Genomic DNA, 14,769 nt, shown 5'->3' on the forward strand with positions numbered 1-14,769 from the left:
CCGAGCCGACACCGGTGCGGAACTCAGCCGCGCCTGTCGCTCCCGCCCAGGTGCACGCGCCCGGCCAGCGCCGCGGCCTCGACCCGGGTAGCCACGCCCAGCGTCCGCAGCAGCGCCGCCACGAGCCGCTTCGCCGTCCGCTCGGAGACGTGCAGCGTCGTGGCGATCTCCACCGTGCTCGCACCGTCGGCCACCAGCCGCCACAGCCGGCGCTCGTCGGCGGTCAGCCGCTGGGCGAGGCCCTGCTCGCCGGCGGGCGCGGCCTCCTCCAGCAGCCGGCGCAGCAGCTCCTCGGGGATCACCGACCAGCCGTCGAGCACGGCCAGCAGCGGGCGCACCAGCGCCTCCGGGTCGGCCGTCTTGGGCAGGTAGCCCGCCGCCCCGGCCCGCAGCGCCTCGAGGACGGCGTCCTCCTCGGCCTGCCCGGACAGCGCCACGACCCGCACCGTCGGGTCCGCGCGGCGGATCGCCGCGATCGCCCGCGTGCCCCCCGGCGGCGGCATGTGCAGGTCCACCACGGCGACGTCGGCGTGGTGCCGGCGCACCATCGCCGCGGCCGCGGAGGCGTCGTCGGTCGTCGCCACGACGCGGACCCGCCCCCCGCTCACCCCCGGCAGCAGCAGGGCCAGGCCCCGGCTGAACAACGGGTGGTCGTCGACGAGCACGACGTCGACCTGCGGACGGCGCTGAGCACCGGCGTCGCTCGGCTCCATCTCTCCCCACACGGACAGCTGCGCCGGCGCTGCTGACCGCACGCACTCCGGAGGTGCCCATGACCCTGGCCGCCAACCCCCCGACGTCCCCCGAGTCCCGCCGGGTGCTGCCCGCGCTGCGCCGCCTGCTGCGGCACCGCGCGCCGCCGCGGCCGGACGAGGCAGAGGGTCCGGAGCCCAGCGAGGCGCTGGTGCGGGCGCTGTGCCACGACATGCGCTCGCCGCTGGCCTCGCTGGAGGCGCTGCTGGGGGCGCTGGGGCGGCCGGCCGGACCCGCGGCCGACCCCGCGGAGGTGCTGGGGTTGGCCCGCGCGCAGACCGCTCACCTGGCCTCCATGCTGCGGACAGCGGCGGCCACGGGCGGGGCGGCGCCGCTGGGGCGGGGGACACGCCGGCTGGGGGAGGTCGTCCGCGCGTCGGTGGCCGCCTCCGGGCTGCCCGCCACCCAGCTGACCGTGCGGCTCGGCCCGGGCGCCGAGGACGTCGCCGTCGCCGACGCCCGCGTCCAGCGGATCCTGACCAACCTGCTGGAGAACGCGCACCGGCACGGGGACGGCGCGACGGTGCGGCTGGCCGTCCGGTGCCGCCCCCGCTGGGTCGACCTGGCGCTGACGCAGGCCGTGGTTCGCCCGGAGCGGCTGCTCGGGCACCTGCGCACCGACTCCCCACCGCCGGACCTCACCGGCCTGGGGCTGTGGTCGGTGCGGCGGCAGACCGGGGAGCTCGGCGGCCGGATCGTGTCGGCCGAGGACGGCGAGCACCTGACGCTGACCGTGCAGCTCCCGGACCGATGACACCGTCGGCCTACCGGCCGACACCGCGGCCACGTGCCGTCCCCCGGCTGCGCTGAGCTCACCCGGGCCTCGCCGGGGAGGCCTCCGGCCCCCACTCCTCGACCCGACACCACGGCCAGGAGCCGTCCCCCACCCGTTGAGCCCTGCCCGACGCTCGATCGCGGGAGCCTCGGGCCCCACTCCTCGCGCCGCCCGCGGGGCGTCTCCCGTGAGCTCCGCGGCCACGTGCCGTCCACCTGCCGCGCCTCGACGCCGCAGGGGCCCAGGTTGGCACCGCCGGGCCAGGGCTCGGCACGGGCGGGCCATGCGACGCGGGCAGATCCCTGGTGTCACCGCACCGGCGGTGGTCGCGACGACGCCAGGGAGAAGCACGATGTTCACGCACACCCACGCCCTGCAGTACGAGGCCAAGCCCGACGGTCCCGACCCGGACTTCGCCCGCAAGATGCAGGAGATCCTCGGCGGTCAGTGGGGCGAGATGACCGTCGCCACGCAGTACCTGCTGCAGGGCTGGAACTGCCGGCTGCCCGGCAAGTACAAGGACATGCTCCTGGCCATCGGCACGGAGGAGCTGGCCCACGTCGAGATGATCGTGACGATGATCGACCGGCTGCTCGACCACGCGCCGCTCAAGCCGGACGCGGCCGACCGCACCAAGGAGGCTGCCGCCGGCTACGGGCAGCACAACCCCCAGCACCTGATCGCCAACGGCCAGGGCGCGTCCTACATCGACGCCATGGGCAACCCGTGGACCGGTGCGTACGTGACCGCCAGCGGCAACCTCATGGCCGACTTCATGTACAACGCCACCGCCGAGATGCAGGGCCGACTGCAGGTCTCCCGGCTCTACAACATGACCGACGACCCCGGGGTCAAGGACATGCTGCGCTTCCTCATCACCCGCGATCACATGCACCAGCAGCAGTGGCTGGCCGCGACCGAGGAGCTCAAGTCCGACGGGATCGAGGGCATCCCGGTGCCCGAGGCGTTCCCGCTGGAGGAGGAGGTCGGCGACCTGGGCTACACGTTCATCGACGCCTCCGACGGCCCCGAGGCCTCGGCCGGCCGGTGGGCGTCGGGTCCGTCCGTGGACGGCCGCTCGGAGTTCCGTGCCCGCCCGATCGAGGCGACGGCGGACGCCCCGATCCTCCCGCCCGGCGACCCGCGGCTGTTCTCCACGCCGCAGATGCCGGGGCAGTCGCTGCTGCAGAAGGCCAAGGACATGCTCAAGTAGCCGACCCGTCCCACCCGCGCCGTCGCCGCGCCGGTGGCCGGGTCACCGCAGACCCCGGCCACCGGCCGGCGGGCCGCCCCGCCGGAGGAGAGCACCGTGCACCTGTCACTCCCCGCCGTCCTGTTGACGGTGGTCTACGCCGCGGCCCTCGCCGTCGCGGTGACCGCGCCCGGCCAGCACCTGGTCGCCGGGCTGGTCGTCCTCACCGGCCTGGTCACCCGCTGGGCCGTCCGCCACCGCCGCGCCCACGCCGCCGCCCCGATCGCGGCCGCGGGCGCCGTGCTGGCACCCGAGTCCGCGCCCGCCCGGGCCGTCGCCTGACCCGGCGCCCAGTCCCCGATGACCAGCTCAGCTCACCGTTGCGGGTCCTGACTCACTCCCGGTGGTGAGTCAGGACCGGCGACGATCAGCTCAGCTGATCGTCGAGGGAGCCCCCGGACACGCGCGAGGCGCGCGCCCCCGGCGAACGGGGACGCGCGCCTGGCGAGGTGCTGGAACCGGCCCCCGTGCAGGGCCCCGCCGGCCCCGTCCCGGGTCCCGCCCCGAGCTTGCGAGGGGTGGGGGGGACGGGGTCCTTCAACGAGCGGTGGGGAGCACGGGGGTCCTTCCTCAGTGGGCGACGGCCTTCTCCGCACCGATCCCGGTGAGCGCCCGCACCTCGAGCTCGGCGTTCTTGAGCTCGTCGGGCTGTTCCTTGGACAGCTTCGTGCCGAGCCAGCCGAGGAAGAACGACAGCGGGATCGACACGAGGCCGGGGTTGTTCAGCGGGAACCAGGAGAAGTCGACGTCCTGGATCAGCGACGGGCTCTTGCCGGTCGCCGGGTTGACCGGCGCACCGGACACCACTGGCGAGAACAGGATGAGCGTCACGCAGGTGATCAGCCCGCCGTAGATCGACCAGAGCGCGCCCTGCGTGGTGAACCGCTGCCAGAACAGGGTGTAGATGATCGTCGGCAGGTTCGCCGAGGCGGCGATGGCGAACGCCAGGGCCACCAGGAAGGCGATGTTCAGCCCGGCCTGCAGCGCCAGGATGCCCAGCCCGATGGAGATGGCGCCGATCACGATCGCGGCGATCCGGGCCACCTTGACCTCGGCGTTCGGGTTCACCTGACCCTTCTTGATGACCGAGGCGTAGATGTCGTGCGCGAAGGACGCCGACGCGGTGATCGTCAGGCCGGCGACCACCGCGAGGATCGTCGCGAACGCGACACCGGCGATGACGCCGAGCAGGATCGTGCCGCCGAGCTCGAAGGCCAGCAGCGGCGCCGCCGCATTCACCGCACCGGGCGCCGCCAGGATGGTGTCCGCGCCGACCAGCGCGCCCGCGCCGTAGCCGATCACCAGGCTGAACAGGTAGAAGACGCCGATCAGCCAGATGGCCCAGACCACCGAGCGGCGGGCGTCCTTGGCGGTGGGGACGGTGTAGAAGCGCATCAGCACGTGCGGCAGGCCGGCCGTCCCGAACACCAGCGCGAGCGCCAGCGAGATGAAGTCCAGCTTCGAGATGCTGGTCGCGCCGTACTGGCCCCCGGGGGACAGGACGTCGCGCGGCGTGGCCTGGGTCGCCGAGGTGTCGACCGCGCCGCCGAGCAGCGCGGAGAAGTTGAAGCCGTACTTGCCCAGCACCCAGACCGTCATCACAGCGGCGCCGGCGATCAGCAGCGTCGCCTTGATGATCTGCACGTAGGTCGTGCCGCGCATGCCGCCGACGAGCACGTAGACCATCATCAGCGCCCCGACGAGGACCACGACGACCGCCTGCGCCAGCTCCCCGGTCACGCCGAGCAGCAGGGTGACCAGCGCGCCGGCGCCGGCCATCTGGGCGAGCAGGTAGAAGAGGCTGACCACGAGGGTCGAGGTCGCCGCCGCGGTTCGGACGGGCCGCTGGCGCATCCGGAAGGCCAGCACGTCGGCCATCGTGTACCGGGCCGTGTTGCGCATGAGCTCGGCGACGAGCAGGAGGGCGACCAGCCAGGCGACGAGGAACCCGATGGAGTACAGGAAGCCGTCGTAGCCGTAGATGGCGATGGCGCCGGCGATGCCGAGGAACGAGGCGGCCGACAGGTAGTCACCCGCGATGGCCAGGCCGTTCTGGGTGCCGCTGATGTTGCGGCCGGCGGCGTAGTAGTCGGCCGCGCTCTTGTTGTTGCGGCTGGCCCTGAAGGTGATGGCCAGCGTGATCAGGACGAAGATCCCGAAGATGGAGATGTTGACCGCCGGGTTCCCGACGGTGGTCGTCGCCGGAGCGGCGGGGGCAGCGTAGAGCATCACTGCCGTCCTCCGCGGGTCTCGTCGGCGCCTCGGGTGACACCAACACCACCGGGGCGCGCGTACTCGTGGTGCTCCAGCCGCTCGCGCATCTCGTCGGAGATCGGGTCGGTGCGCTTGTTGGCGTGCGCCACGTAGACGTGCGTGATGACGAACGTCGACACGAACTGGCCCAGGCCGAGCAGGATGCCGAGGTTGATGTTGCCGAACACCGGCGTGGCCATGAGGTCCGGCGCGTAGGTCGAGAGCAGGACGTAGAGCAGGTACCAGGTCAGGAAGGCCACGGTCATCGGGAAGGCGAAGCGGCGGAAGCGCCGCTTCAGCTCGACGAACTCCGGGGAGGCCTGGGCCTCGCGGTACTCCTCCGGCGTCAGGAGCCTGCGTTCAGCGGGTGGTGTCACGGTGCCTCTCCCTGTCGTCCTGGTCACCTGTTGCCGGTGACCGCGGTCACTCTAGAGACAAGTCTGTCCGTAATGCGCCGCCGGTGGCCTTTTTGTTGTGCGCAACCCGTGTCGCCTGACCGTTGAGCGGGTGTAACCGGGCGGGAACCCGGCGGCGCTGCAATGGGTCATGACCACATCCGCGGGGACGACGACGGGCTGGTACCCGGTGGCACGCGCCGCCGAGGTCGGGACCAAGCCGCTGCCGGTGGGGGCCGGCGGGCGGGCCTACGTGCTGGTGCGGCTGCGCCCGGGTGCCGAGGTGAGCGCCTTCCCGGCCCGGTGCCCGCACCGGCTGGTGCCGCTGAGCGCCGCCACCGTCGTCGACGGGCGGCTGACCTGCCCGAACCACGGCTGGCAGTACGACGGCGAGGGGCGCTGCGTCTCCCTCCCGTCCCTCGGCCCCGACGGGACGGCGCCGCCGCGGGCGGACCTGCCGGTGCCCTGGGCGGTCGAGGAGCGGCACGACTGGGTCTGGCTGGCCCCCGAGCGCACCGCCGTCCCGACGCCGCCCCGCCCAGCGGCGGGCACCGCCGCCGAGCCTGTCCCGGCGCCGCCGGAGCCGTCCGGTCGGGTCCTCGGCAACCTCGACCCCGCGCTCGGATCGGCCTGGCACCCGGTGGCGCTCTCCGGCGAGCTGCGCCCCGGCGGGTGGTCGCAGGTGCGGCTGCTCGGGCGCACCTGGACGCTGCGCCGCACCGACCGGCTGGAGGTCGACCCGCCCGCGTACGGCGTCCGTGAGCGGCTCGGCGTGGTGTGGCTGGCCCCGGACGAGCCGCGCGACGTGCCGCTGGAGTTCCCCGAGGACGGCGACCGGCACTTCGTGACCGGCTGGTTGCCACCGCGGCGCTCGGCGGCGACGGCCGGCGTGCTGGCCGACATCCTTCTGGACGTCGCCCACGGCCCGTTCGTGCACGCCGGGACCGTCGGCGCGGCCGACCACCCGGAGGTGCCCGCGTATCACGTCGAGCCGGAGCCGGGCGGCTTCCGCAGCGTGCAGGAGCAGTGGTTCGACGACCCGGCCGACCCCGGGGTGGCCACCGGTGAGCGGCCGCTGCGGCAGCGCCGGCGGGCGACGTACGTGTACCGGGCACCGTTCCAGCTGTTGCTGCGCGTGGCGTCCCTCGACTCCGGCGCGGTCACGGTCGTCCAGTCCCTGCTGCAGCCCGAGGACCAGGACTCGACCCGCGTCTACACCCGGCTGCTGCTGTCGGCGGGCCCGGGCCGCCCGCTGCCCGCCCCTCCCGAGGTCGCCCGGGCGGTGGCCCTGCGGCGGCAGGTGCTCGACGAGGACCTCGCCCTGGCCGCGCACCTGGCCGGGCAGGGGCTGCCGCTGGCGGTGCGTGACGAGCTGCACGTGCCCGCCGACCGGCTGGGCCTGGCCCTGCGCCGCGCGCTGTGCGACGTCGTGCTGGCCGCACCCCCCGCCGACCGCAGCGCCGCATAGTGCGCGGGCCGCCGTGACCGGTGCTGTTGTGCGCTCGTGGTGGTCTCCGCCCGTCCCGAGGCGACCACCAGCGCACACCGGAGGCGCGAGTCCGCCCTCACTCCGCCGGGAGCAGCTCTCCGCAGGCCGCGCAGCGAACCGGCGGGTCGGTGTCGGCGAGCCGACCGCACGCCGGGCACACCCGGCGCAGCCAGCACGCCGGGTCGCCGCCGCCGGCCGGCTCGGCGGGTCGTGGGTCGTCGGTCACGGGGCCATGCTCGGCCGCCGCCTCCTGCCGGGCAACCGCCGCCGAGGGGGACGCGCCACCCTCCCGGAGGACGCCGCCTCCGCGCCCCCGGCTGGGATGCTGGCGGTCGTGCCGTCCTCCGCCACCCGCCGCACCGCACTGGCCCTCGCCGCCACCCTCGCCGGACCGGCCGCGTGGGTCGCCCGCGCCGCCTGGGGCCTGCCCACCGCCCTCGGCGCCGGCCGACGCCAGGTCCGGGCCCGTGCCGCCGGCTCGCCGCAGTTCGCCGAGGGCCGCTTCCACAACCGGCTGAGCACGCCGGCGCGACCACCGGCCAACGCGCAGCGCGGCCTGCTGCGGCAGGTGCACGAGGAGCGCCACACCGGCCTGCCGGCGCGCCCGGTGCCCCTGGCCCGCCCGGAGCTCCCCGCGGTGGCCGGCGAGCTGGCGGTGACCTGGTTCGGCCACTCCAGCGCGCTGCTCGAGGTCGACGGCCGGCGGGTGCTGGTCGACCCGGTGTGGGGCGAGCGGGTGTCGCCGTCCCCGCTCATCGGGCCGACCCGGCTGCACCCGGTGCCCGTCCCGATCGAGGCGCTGCCGCAGGTCGACGCCGTCCTCGTCTCGCACGACCACTACGACCACCTCGACCTGCCCACGGTGCGCGCGCTGCTGCGCACCCAGACCGCGCCGTTCGTCGTCCCGCTGGGGCTGGGCGCGCACCTGCGCGGCTGGGGCGTGCCGGAGGAGCGGGTCGTCGAGCTGGATTGGGACGGCGCGGTGGACGTCGCCGGCCTCAGGCTGACCTGCACCGAGGCGCGGCACTTCTCCGGCCGCTTCCTCACCCGCGACACCACGCTGTGGGCGTCGTGGGTGGTCGCCGGGCCGCGGCACCGGGTCTTCTTCGGCGGCGACACCGGCTACACGCCGGCGTTCGCCCAGATCGGCGCGCTCCTGGGTCCCTTCGACCTGACGCTGCTGCCGATCGGCGCCTACAACGACGCCTGGGCGCTCATCCACATGACGCCGGAGGAGGCCGTCCGGGCCCACGGCGACCTCGGCGGCGAGCTGCTGGTGCCGGTGCACTGGGCGACGTTCAACCTGGCCTTCCACCGCTGGGCCGAGCCGGTGCAGCGGCTGTGCGCCGCGGCGGAGCGCTCCGAGGCGCGGGTGGCGGTGCCGCGGCCGGGCCAGCGGGTCGACGTCCTGGCCCCGCCGGCGCTGACCGACTGGTGGTCGGCGGTCGGCTCGCTCGTCGACGATCCGGCCGAGACCGGGGACGGCGGGGCGGGCAGCTCCGTCGTGGCGCGCGCGGCGTCCTGGCTGACCACCCGCCGCCCGGTCGACTAGCCCAGCAGCCGGACCACGTCGGTGCCCGCCGCCAGGGCGCTCCCGGACGAGGCCGGGAGTGGCAGCGAGGGCACCCCGGCGTGCATCAGCGCAGCAGCTTGGACATCCGCCGGTCGGCCAGCGGCTTGCCGCCGGTCTGACAGGTCGGGCAGTACTGCAGCGAGGTGTCGGCGAAGCTCACCTCGCGGACGGTGTCCCCGCACACCGGGCAGGGCAGGCCGGTGCGGGCGTGCACCTGCAGCCCCGAGCGCTTCTCGCCCTTCATCGTGGCCGCCTGCTGCCCGACCTGGCGCTCGAGCGCCTCGGTGAGGGTCGCCCGCACCGCGTCGTACAGGCGCAGCGCCTCCTCGTCGGTCAGCTTGTCGGCCATCTTGAACGGCGAGAGCCGCGCGGCGTGCAGGATTTCGTCGGAGTACGCGTTCCCGATGCCGGCGAGCAGCGTCTGGTCGGTGAGCGCGCCCTTGAGCCGGCCGCTGCGACCGGCCAGCAGGGCGACGAAGGTGTCCCGGTCGACCTCCAGCGCGTCCGGGCCCAGCCGTGCGACACCCGGCACCTCGGCCGGCGACCGGACGACGTAGACCGCCAGCCCCTTGCGGGTGCCCTGCTCGGTGAGGTCGAAGCCCGGGGCGGGCGGGTCGGAGTCGTTGGGCGCCAGGTGCACCCGCAGCGCCAGGGGGCCCCTGCCGGGCTTGGGCGGGGCGGTGGGCAGTCCGGTGCGCCAGTGCAGCCAGCCGGCCCGCGCCAGGTGGACGACGAGGTGCAGCCCGGAGACGTCGAGGTCCAGGAACTTGCCGAGCCGGGCGACGCCGGTGAGCTCCAGCCCGCCGAGCGCCGACAGCGGCGGGTCGAAGGTCTTGATCGCCTGGACGGCGGCCAGGTCGACGCGGGTCACCACGCGGCCGACCGCGTTCGCTCGCAGGAACGCGGTCAGCGCCTCCACCTCGGGCAGCTCGGGCACCCGGCCACTATGCCGCGCGGGATCGTCCCCCGGCGTCCCCGATCGGGTGGTACCGCGAAGTGGCCGACCTGTTCGACGGACCTGGCGCCGAGGCGCGGAACGAGGACCGGGACCGGATCGACACAGAGCTGACCGATCCGGGGGACCGCCGGGTCGAGCGGTCCTGGAGGTCGTCGCTGTCCGAGGACGACGCGCCACGGCGTCTTGCCACCGGGCGCCGGCTGTCCCTAGCGTCCGGGACAGTCGGCGTGGGGAGGCCCGGACGTGACCGAGAGCACAGAGGGCCGGCAGCCGGTGGACGAGACCCGTCCGTCAGCGCCGGAGCAGGACACCGAGGGCGGACCGCCGGTCCCGACCGACAGCGGCGTCGGCATCGGGCTCGGCGAGGCCGACACCTTCGAGCCGGAGGAGTCCACCGCCGAGGACGCCGACCGCGAGTAGCCGCTCGTCGCACCTCGGGGTCCGGGCCGGAGGGTTCCGGCGTCCCCGGTGCGGCGTCCGGTGGTGGACGTGGTCGAGGAGGCGCGGTGGGGCCGGTGTCGGGCAGCTTCCTCGTGGAGGGCGCGACGGTCTTCGACGGGGAGCGCTTCCACCCGGCGACCCCGGTGTTGGTCCTCGACGGCCGGATCGCAGCGGTCGGCGGCCGACCGGCCCCACCGGCGGGCACCCCGGTGGTCGACGGCCGCGGCGCCACCCTCCTCCCGGGCCTGGTCGACGCGCACACCCACGTGTCCCCCGGCGCGCTCGAGACGGCGCTGCGGTGCGGGGTGACCACCGAGCTCGACATGTTCGCCGACCCCGAGCTGGCCGGGTCGCTGCGCCGTCGGGCGGCGGCCGACCCGCGCACGGCCGACGTCCGCTCCGCCGGCACCGGGGCGACGGCACCAGGTGGGCACCCCAGCCGGCTGGTCGATCGGGGGCTGCTGGCGCCGTTCCCGACGGTGCACGGCCCCGGCGCGGCGGAGGCCTTCGTCGCGGCGCGGGCGGCCGAGGGCTCGGACCACCTCAAGCTCGTGCTCGAGGACGGCACCGTTCCGGGGCACCCCTGCCCGACCCTCGACGCCGACACGGTGCGTGCCCTGGTCCGCGCCGGGCACGCACACGGCCTGCTCGTCGTCGCGCACGTCCTCACCCAGGCGCACGCGCTGCTCGCCGTGGACGCCGGCGTCGACGGGCTGGCCCACCTGTTCGTCGACCAGCCGCCGTCCGCACGGTTCGTCGAGGCCGCGGTGCGGCACGGCGTCTTCGTGGTGCCGACCCTGACCTCGCTGGCCGCCCGCGCCGGACACCGGCGAGGACACGCCCTCGGCACCGACCCGGACCTCGGGCCGCGCCTCGATCCGCGGGACCGGGCCCTGCTCGAGGCGGGGTTCCCCGGCCCGCCCGCCGTACCCGACGGGCTCGCGCACGCCATGGCCGGCGTCACCCGGCTGGCCGCGGCGGGCGTGCCCCTGCTGGCGGGGACCGATGCCGGGAGCCCGGGCACCGCCCACGGCGCCAGCCTGCACGACGAGCTCGCCCTGCTGGTGCGGTCGGGGCTGTCCCCCGCGGCCGCGCTGACCGCGGCGACCCGCGCTCCGGCCGCGGTGTTCGGCCTCCCCGACCGCGGCCGGATCGCCCCCGGCCTGCGCGCCGACCTGGTCCTCGTCCGCGGCGAGCCGGAGCGCGACGTGACCCGCACCCGGGCCGTCGAGGTGGTCTGGCGCGGCGGGCACGCACTGGGCCCGCCCGGACCGACTCGCGGGACTACTGCGAGGTGAGGGTCTCCACCTCGCTCACCGGGGCGGTCGCGCCGGGCTCCTGCCGTGCCTGCTCGGCCACCGCGGCGGCGACGGCCGACGTGACGGCGGGGTCGAAGACGCTCGGGATGATGTAGTTGGCGTTGAGCTGGTCGTCCTTGACCACGCGGGCGATCGCCTCTGCCGCGGCCAGCAGCATCCCGTCGCTGATCTCCCGCGCCCGCGCGTCCAGCAGCCCCCGGAACATCCCGGGGAACGCCAGGACGTTGTTGATCTGGTTGGGCAGGTCCGAGCGGCCCGAGGCGACGACGGCGGCGTGCTGGCGGGCCCGCACCGGGTCGACCTCCGGCGTCGGGTTGGCCATCGGGAAGACGACGGCCTGCGGCGCCATCCGGGTGAGGGCCTCGACGGGCAGCACGTTCGCGGCGCTGACGCCGATGAACACGTCCGCACCGTCGAGCGCGTCGGGCAGCTCACCGCGCACGCACTCGGGGTTGGTGCGCTCGGCGAGGTCCCGCTTGGCCGGTGAGAGCCGTTCGTCGTCCGGCGAGAGGATGCCCTCGCGGTCCCAGACGAGCACGTGCCGGGCGCCCGCCTTCAGCATCAGGTGCACGATCGCCGTCCCGGCCGCCCCTCCGCCGGCCACCACGATCTTGACGTCCTCCAGCTGCTTGTCGACGACGCGCAGCGCGTTGCGCAGTGCGGCCAGCGCGACGATCGCCGTCCCGTGCTGGTCGTCGTGGAAGACCGGGATGTCCAGCTTCTCGCGCAGCCGGGCCTCGATCTCGAAGCAGCGCGGCGCGGCGATGTCCTCGAGGTTGATGCCACCGAAGCCGGGGGCGATCAGTTCGACGGTGCGGACGATCTCGTCGACGTCCTGGGTGTCCAGGCAGATCGGCCAGGCGTCGATGTCGGCGAACCGCTTGAACAGGACGGCCTTGCCCTCCATGACCGGCATCGCGGCCCCGGGCCCGATGTCGCCGAGCCCCAGGACGGCGGACCCGTCGGTGACCACGGCGACGGTGTTGCCCTTGATGGTCAGCCGGCGGACGTCGTCGGGGTTGTCGGCCAGCGCCAGGCAGACCCGCGCGACGCCCGGCGTGTAGGCCATGGACAGGTCGTCGCGGGTCTTCAGCGGCACCCGCGAGGCGACCTCGAGTTTGCCGCCCAGGTGCAGCAGGAAGGTGCGGTCGCTGACCTTGCGGACCTTCACCCCGAGGACGGCGCGCAGCGCGTCCACCATCTCCTCGGAGTGCGCGGCGTCCGCGGCCGAGCAGGTGACGTCGACGGTGAGCCCGTCGGAGCGGGAGTCGACGACGTCGATGGCGGTCACCGCGCCGCCGGCCGAGCCGACCGCGGTCGCGATCCGGCCGATGGACGCCGGGTCGCCGTCGGCGGTCAGCCGCACGGTGATCGAGTACGACGCCGACGTGACCGGCCCGCGGGGCGGCGTGGCCGGCTCGCCGAGGGCGGTGTCGTCGGTGCTGGACGTGGCTGCGGTGTCAGTGCTCATGGCGTCGCCCATCGTCGCACCGGGAGTCCCGGGAGGGGTGGTTGCGGTCACAGTGGTCGCACACGGGCGCCGGCTCGGCCGGGCTGGTCGCCGGGCCGACCCGGGCGCCGGTCAGCGGGTGGGGCGGGAGGTACGCCCCTCGGCGCGGGCCTTGAGCCCCTCGCAGAAGTGCCGGAAGGAGGGGTTGAGGTCCGGCGTGGAGCGGCCCAGCAGCACGGCGAGCGGGCCGGTGTGGTCCTCCCGGACGGTGACCAGGGTACCGCCGTCCTCCTGCGCGTCGAGCATGTAGGTGCGCTCGATGACCGCCAGCCCCAGCGGCAGCCCGCCGCGCCAGCGCATGGCCTCGCGCGGGCGGATCTCGGTGACCGTCACCTCGAAGGGACGGGCGCGGATCATGGTGGCGTACAGCGTCAGCCTCTCGCCGAGCGCGACCCGGCCCTCGACCCGGTCGACGCCGGAGTCCCAGTCCCGCCAGCCGCCGACGTCGCTCAGCAGGGCCCACACCTGCTCCGGGCTCGCGTCGATGCGCGCCGCCGCCTCGTAGCTCCTCACGCTGCTCCACCTCCCATCCCGCCCGCCCTCTCACCCGGCCCGCACGGCCGTCGTCTGCAGGTAGGTGTTGGGTACCACGACGCCCGGGCCGCCGCCTCGGGTCGAGCTGCCCCACAGGTCGGCGAAGTCGGCCTCCAGCGCGGCGCGCCCGGCGGGGTCCAGCCGCCGCCACGCCACGTGCACCGGCCCGAACCAGTCGCGGTAGCGCTGCCACTGGTCGGCCAGGGACGGGGCGGTCATGTCCACGGTCCGCTCGGTGTGCCGCACCTGGCGCACCTCGCCCCGGCCGAGCAGCCCCTCGACCCCGGTGGGCGTCCCCCAGCGCAGCGGGTCCCCGGTGGCGTCGGCCGGGTCGTGCCGGGCGACCAGCGCCAGCAGCCGCCCGCCGGGCGCGTCCGGCCGCCAGGCGGTCAGCCCGAGCCGGCCGCCGGGGCGCAGCACCCGCAGGAGCTCCCGGGCGGCCTGCTCCGGCTCGGCGGCGAAGACCACGCCGAACGTGGAGACGACGACGTCGAACGACGCGTCGGGGAAGGGCAGTGCGCAGACGTCGGCGACCTGGGTGACGAACGACAGCCCCTCCAGCTGGGCCCGGCGCCGGGCGAGCTCGAGCAGCTCCGGGACGACGTCAGTGCATACCACGTCCCCGTCGCGCCGGGCCGCGGCCAGCGCGGCGTTGCCGGTCCCGCCGGCCACGTCGAGCACCCGGTCGCCCGGACGGACGCCGAGGTCGGCGGCCAGCTGCTCCGCGGCGGGCACCAGCCGGACGCCCACGCGCTGGTAGTCCCCTGCCGCCCAGACCTCACGGACGCGGTCGGCGACGGGCGCGGCACTCATGGTCCGGCAGTGTGCTCCGCGTCACCCCGCGACGGAAGCGGCCGCGGCAGGGCGGAGGACTCCGTCTTCCACTTCGCGAGCTGGGGGCGGCCCCCGTGCAGGGTCCCGCCCCGAGCCTCGATCGGCCCCCGTGCAGGGGTCCCGCCCCGAGCCTCGATCGGCCCCCGTGCAGGGTCCCGCCCCGAGCCTCGATCGGCCCCCTCGCAGGGCCCCGCCGCGAGCCTGCGAGTGGTGGGGGGCGAGGGGGCCCTTCAAGGGGGGCGAGGGGGTCCTTCAAGGGGGCAAGGGGGTCCTCTTTCAGCCGACCAGGAGCGCGCCGCGCTCCCGCCGTCCGGCCACCCGGACCCCCAGGGCCGCGGTCACGACCGCAGCGGCGCCCACGGCCGCGACCGCCACCGCGTCCGGCCCGCCGTCGGCGGCGACCGCGACCAGACCCCAGACCCCAGACCCCAGACCCCAGACCCCAGACCCCAGACCCCAGACCCCAGACCCCAGACCCCAGACCCCAGACCCCAGACCACGGCCAGGGCGAACGGTCCGGCCGCCACCCGGGCGACCCGCACGATCGCCGTCCCGAGGGCCGCGACCGCTCCGAGGGCGACGGCCGCCGACACCCGCGCCGCCGTGCCCTGGGCCGGCGCCCCGAGCGCGACGCCGGCGCTGCGACCTGCACCGCCGCGGCGAGCGTCACCCGGCCCAGGAGC

General features: G+C 75.5%; 15 protein-coding genes. 7 read left to right on the forward strand and 8 right to left on the reverse strand.

The window, feature by feature from the left end:
* Positions 1-23: 23 nt before the first annotated feature.
* On the reverse strand, positions 24-713 hold the full coding sequence (locus tag BLW63_RS22170; RefSeq protein WP_091161072.1) for a response regulator: 690 nt from the start codon (positions 711-713) through the stop codon (positions 24-26).
* 59 nt (positions 714-772) lie between these two features.
* On the opposite strand from BLW63_RS22170, the gene BLW63_RS22175 reads away from it, so the two are divergent.
* From BLW63_RS22175 to BLW63_RS22185, 3 genes are all read left to right on the forward strand, one after another.
* Complete coding sequence (locus BLW63_RS22175) at positions 773-1,507, forward strand: sensor histidine kinase (protein WP_091161074.1); 735 nt, start codon at positions 773-775, stop codon at positions 1,505-1,507.
* 373 nt (positions 1,508-1,880) lie between these two features.
* Positions 1,881-2,741 (forward strand): manganese catalase, encoded by an 861-nt coding sequence (locus BLW63_RS22180; RefSeq protein ID WP_091161077.1) that lies wholly within the window; start codon positions 1,881-1,883, stop codon positions 2,739-2,741.
* A 96-nt stretch (positions 2,742-2,837) separates the two neighbouring features.
* Positions 2,838-3,062 (forward strand): hypothetical protein, encoded by a 225-nt coding sequence (locus BLW63_RS22185; RefSeq protein WP_091161119.1) that lies wholly within the window; start codon positions 2,838-2,840, stop codon positions 3,060-3,062.
* A 288-nt stretch (positions 3,063-3,350) separates the two neighbouring features.
* Here BLW63_RS22185 and BLW63_RS22190 read toward each other — a convergent pair whose 3' ends face one another.
* Together BLW63_RS22190 and BLW63_RS22195 are read right to left on the reverse strand one after the other, a co-directional pair.
* Positions 3,351-5,009 carry a solute symporter family protein gene (locus tag BLW63_RS22190; protein WP_091161122.1) on the reverse strand — a complete coding sequence of 553 codons (1,659 nt, stop codon included), beginning with the start codon at positions 5,007-5,009 and terminating at the stop codon, positions 3,351-3,353.
* The gene (locus tag BLW63_RS22195; protein WP_091161080.1) at positions 5,009-5,410 is read right to left on the reverse strand and encodes a DUF485 domain-containing protein; all 402 of its coding nucleotides are present in this window, start codon (positions 5,408-5,410) and stop codon (positions 5,009-5,011) included. The genes BLW63_RS22190 and BLW63_RS22195 overlap by 1 nt, the downstream gene beginning before the upstream one ends.
* 169 nt (positions 5,411-5,579) lie before the next feature.
* Here BLW63_RS22195 and BLW63_RS22200 point away from each other — a divergent pair, with 169 nt between their 5' ends.
* Positions 5,580-6,896: a Rieske 2Fe-2S domain-containing protein gene (locus tag BLW63_RS22200; RefSeq protein WP_091161083.1), complete on the forward strand. Its 1,317-nt coding sequence runs from the start codon at positions 5,580-5,582 to the stop codon at positions 6,894-6,896.
* Positions 6,897-6,993: 97 nt separating this feature from the next.
* Here the strand turns inward: BLW63_RS22200 and BLW63_RS27060 are convergent, their stop codons facing one another.
* Positions 6,994-7,143, reverse strand: a complete 150-nt coding sequence (locus BLW63_RS27060) for a hypothetical protein (protein ID WP_170856914.1) — start codon at positions 7,141-7,143, stop codon at positions 6,994-6,996.
* Positions 7,144-7,251: 108 nt separating this feature from the next.
* Between BLW63_RS27060 and BLW63_RS22205 the strand changes: the two genes are divergently transcribed.
* Complete coding sequence (locus tag BLW63_RS22205; protein ID WP_244522735.1) at positions 7,252-8,469, forward strand: MBL fold metallo-hydrolase; 1,218 nt, start codon at positions 7,252-7,254, stop codon at positions 8,467-8,469.
* Between the two features lie 85 nt (positions 8,470-8,554).
* On the opposite strand, the gene BLW63_RS22210 is transcribed toward BLW63_RS22205, so the two are convergent.
* The gene (locus BLW63_RS22210) at positions 8,555-9,427 is read right to left on the reverse strand and encodes an Fpg/Nei family DNA glycosylase (protein ID WP_091161089.1); all 873 of its coding nucleotides are present in this window, start codon (positions 9,425-9,427) and stop codon (positions 8,555-8,557) included.
* 264 nt (positions 9,428-9,691) lie between these two features.
* Here BLW63_RS22210 and BLW63_RS27065 point away from each other — a divergent pair, with 264 nt between their 5' ends.
* Positions 9,692-9,868, forward strand: a complete 177-nt coding sequence (locus tag BLW63_RS27065) for a hypothetical protein (RefSeq protein WP_170856915.1) — start codon at positions 9,692-9,694, stop codon at positions 9,866-9,868.
* Positions 9,869-9,954: 86 nt separating this feature from the next.
* Complete coding sequence (locus BLW63_RS22215; RefSeq protein WP_211517232.1) at positions 9,955-11,187, forward strand: amidohydrolase family protein; 1,233 nt, start codon at positions 9,955-9,957, stop codon at positions 11,185-11,187.
* Here BLW63_RS22215 and BLW63_RS22220 read toward each other — a convergent pair.
* The 3 genes from BLW63_RS22220 to BLW63_RS22230 form a co-directional block, all read right to left on the reverse strand.
* Complete coding sequence (locus BLW63_RS22220) at positions 11,174-12,679, reverse strand: NAD-dependent malic enzyme (RefSeq protein ID WP_211517233.1); 1,506 nt, start codon at positions 12,677-12,679, stop codon at positions 11,174-11,176. The genes BLW63_RS22215 and BLW63_RS22220 overlap by 14 nt on opposite strands.
* A 111-nt stretch (positions 12,680-12,790) precedes the next feature.
* Positions 12,791-13,231, reverse strand: a complete 441-nt coding sequence (locus tag BLW63_RS22225; protein WP_091161091.1) for an SRPBCC domain-containing protein — start codon at positions 13,229-13,231, stop codon at positions 12,791-12,793.
* Between the two features lie 30 nt (positions 13,232-13,261).
* Positions 13,262-14,065 (reverse strand): class I SAM-dependent methyltransferase, encoded by an 804-nt coding sequence (locus BLW63_RS22230; protein ID WP_091161094.1) that lies wholly within the window; start codon positions 14,063-14,065, stop codon positions 13,262-13,264.
* Between the last annotated feature and the right edge of the window lie 704 nt (positions 14,066-14,769).

This window comes from Geodermatophilus africanus (assembly GCF_900107105.1).
Taxonomy (GTDB): Bacteria; Actinomycetota; Actinomycetes; order Mycobacteriales; family Geodermatophilaceae; genus Geodermatophilus; species Geodermatophilus africanus.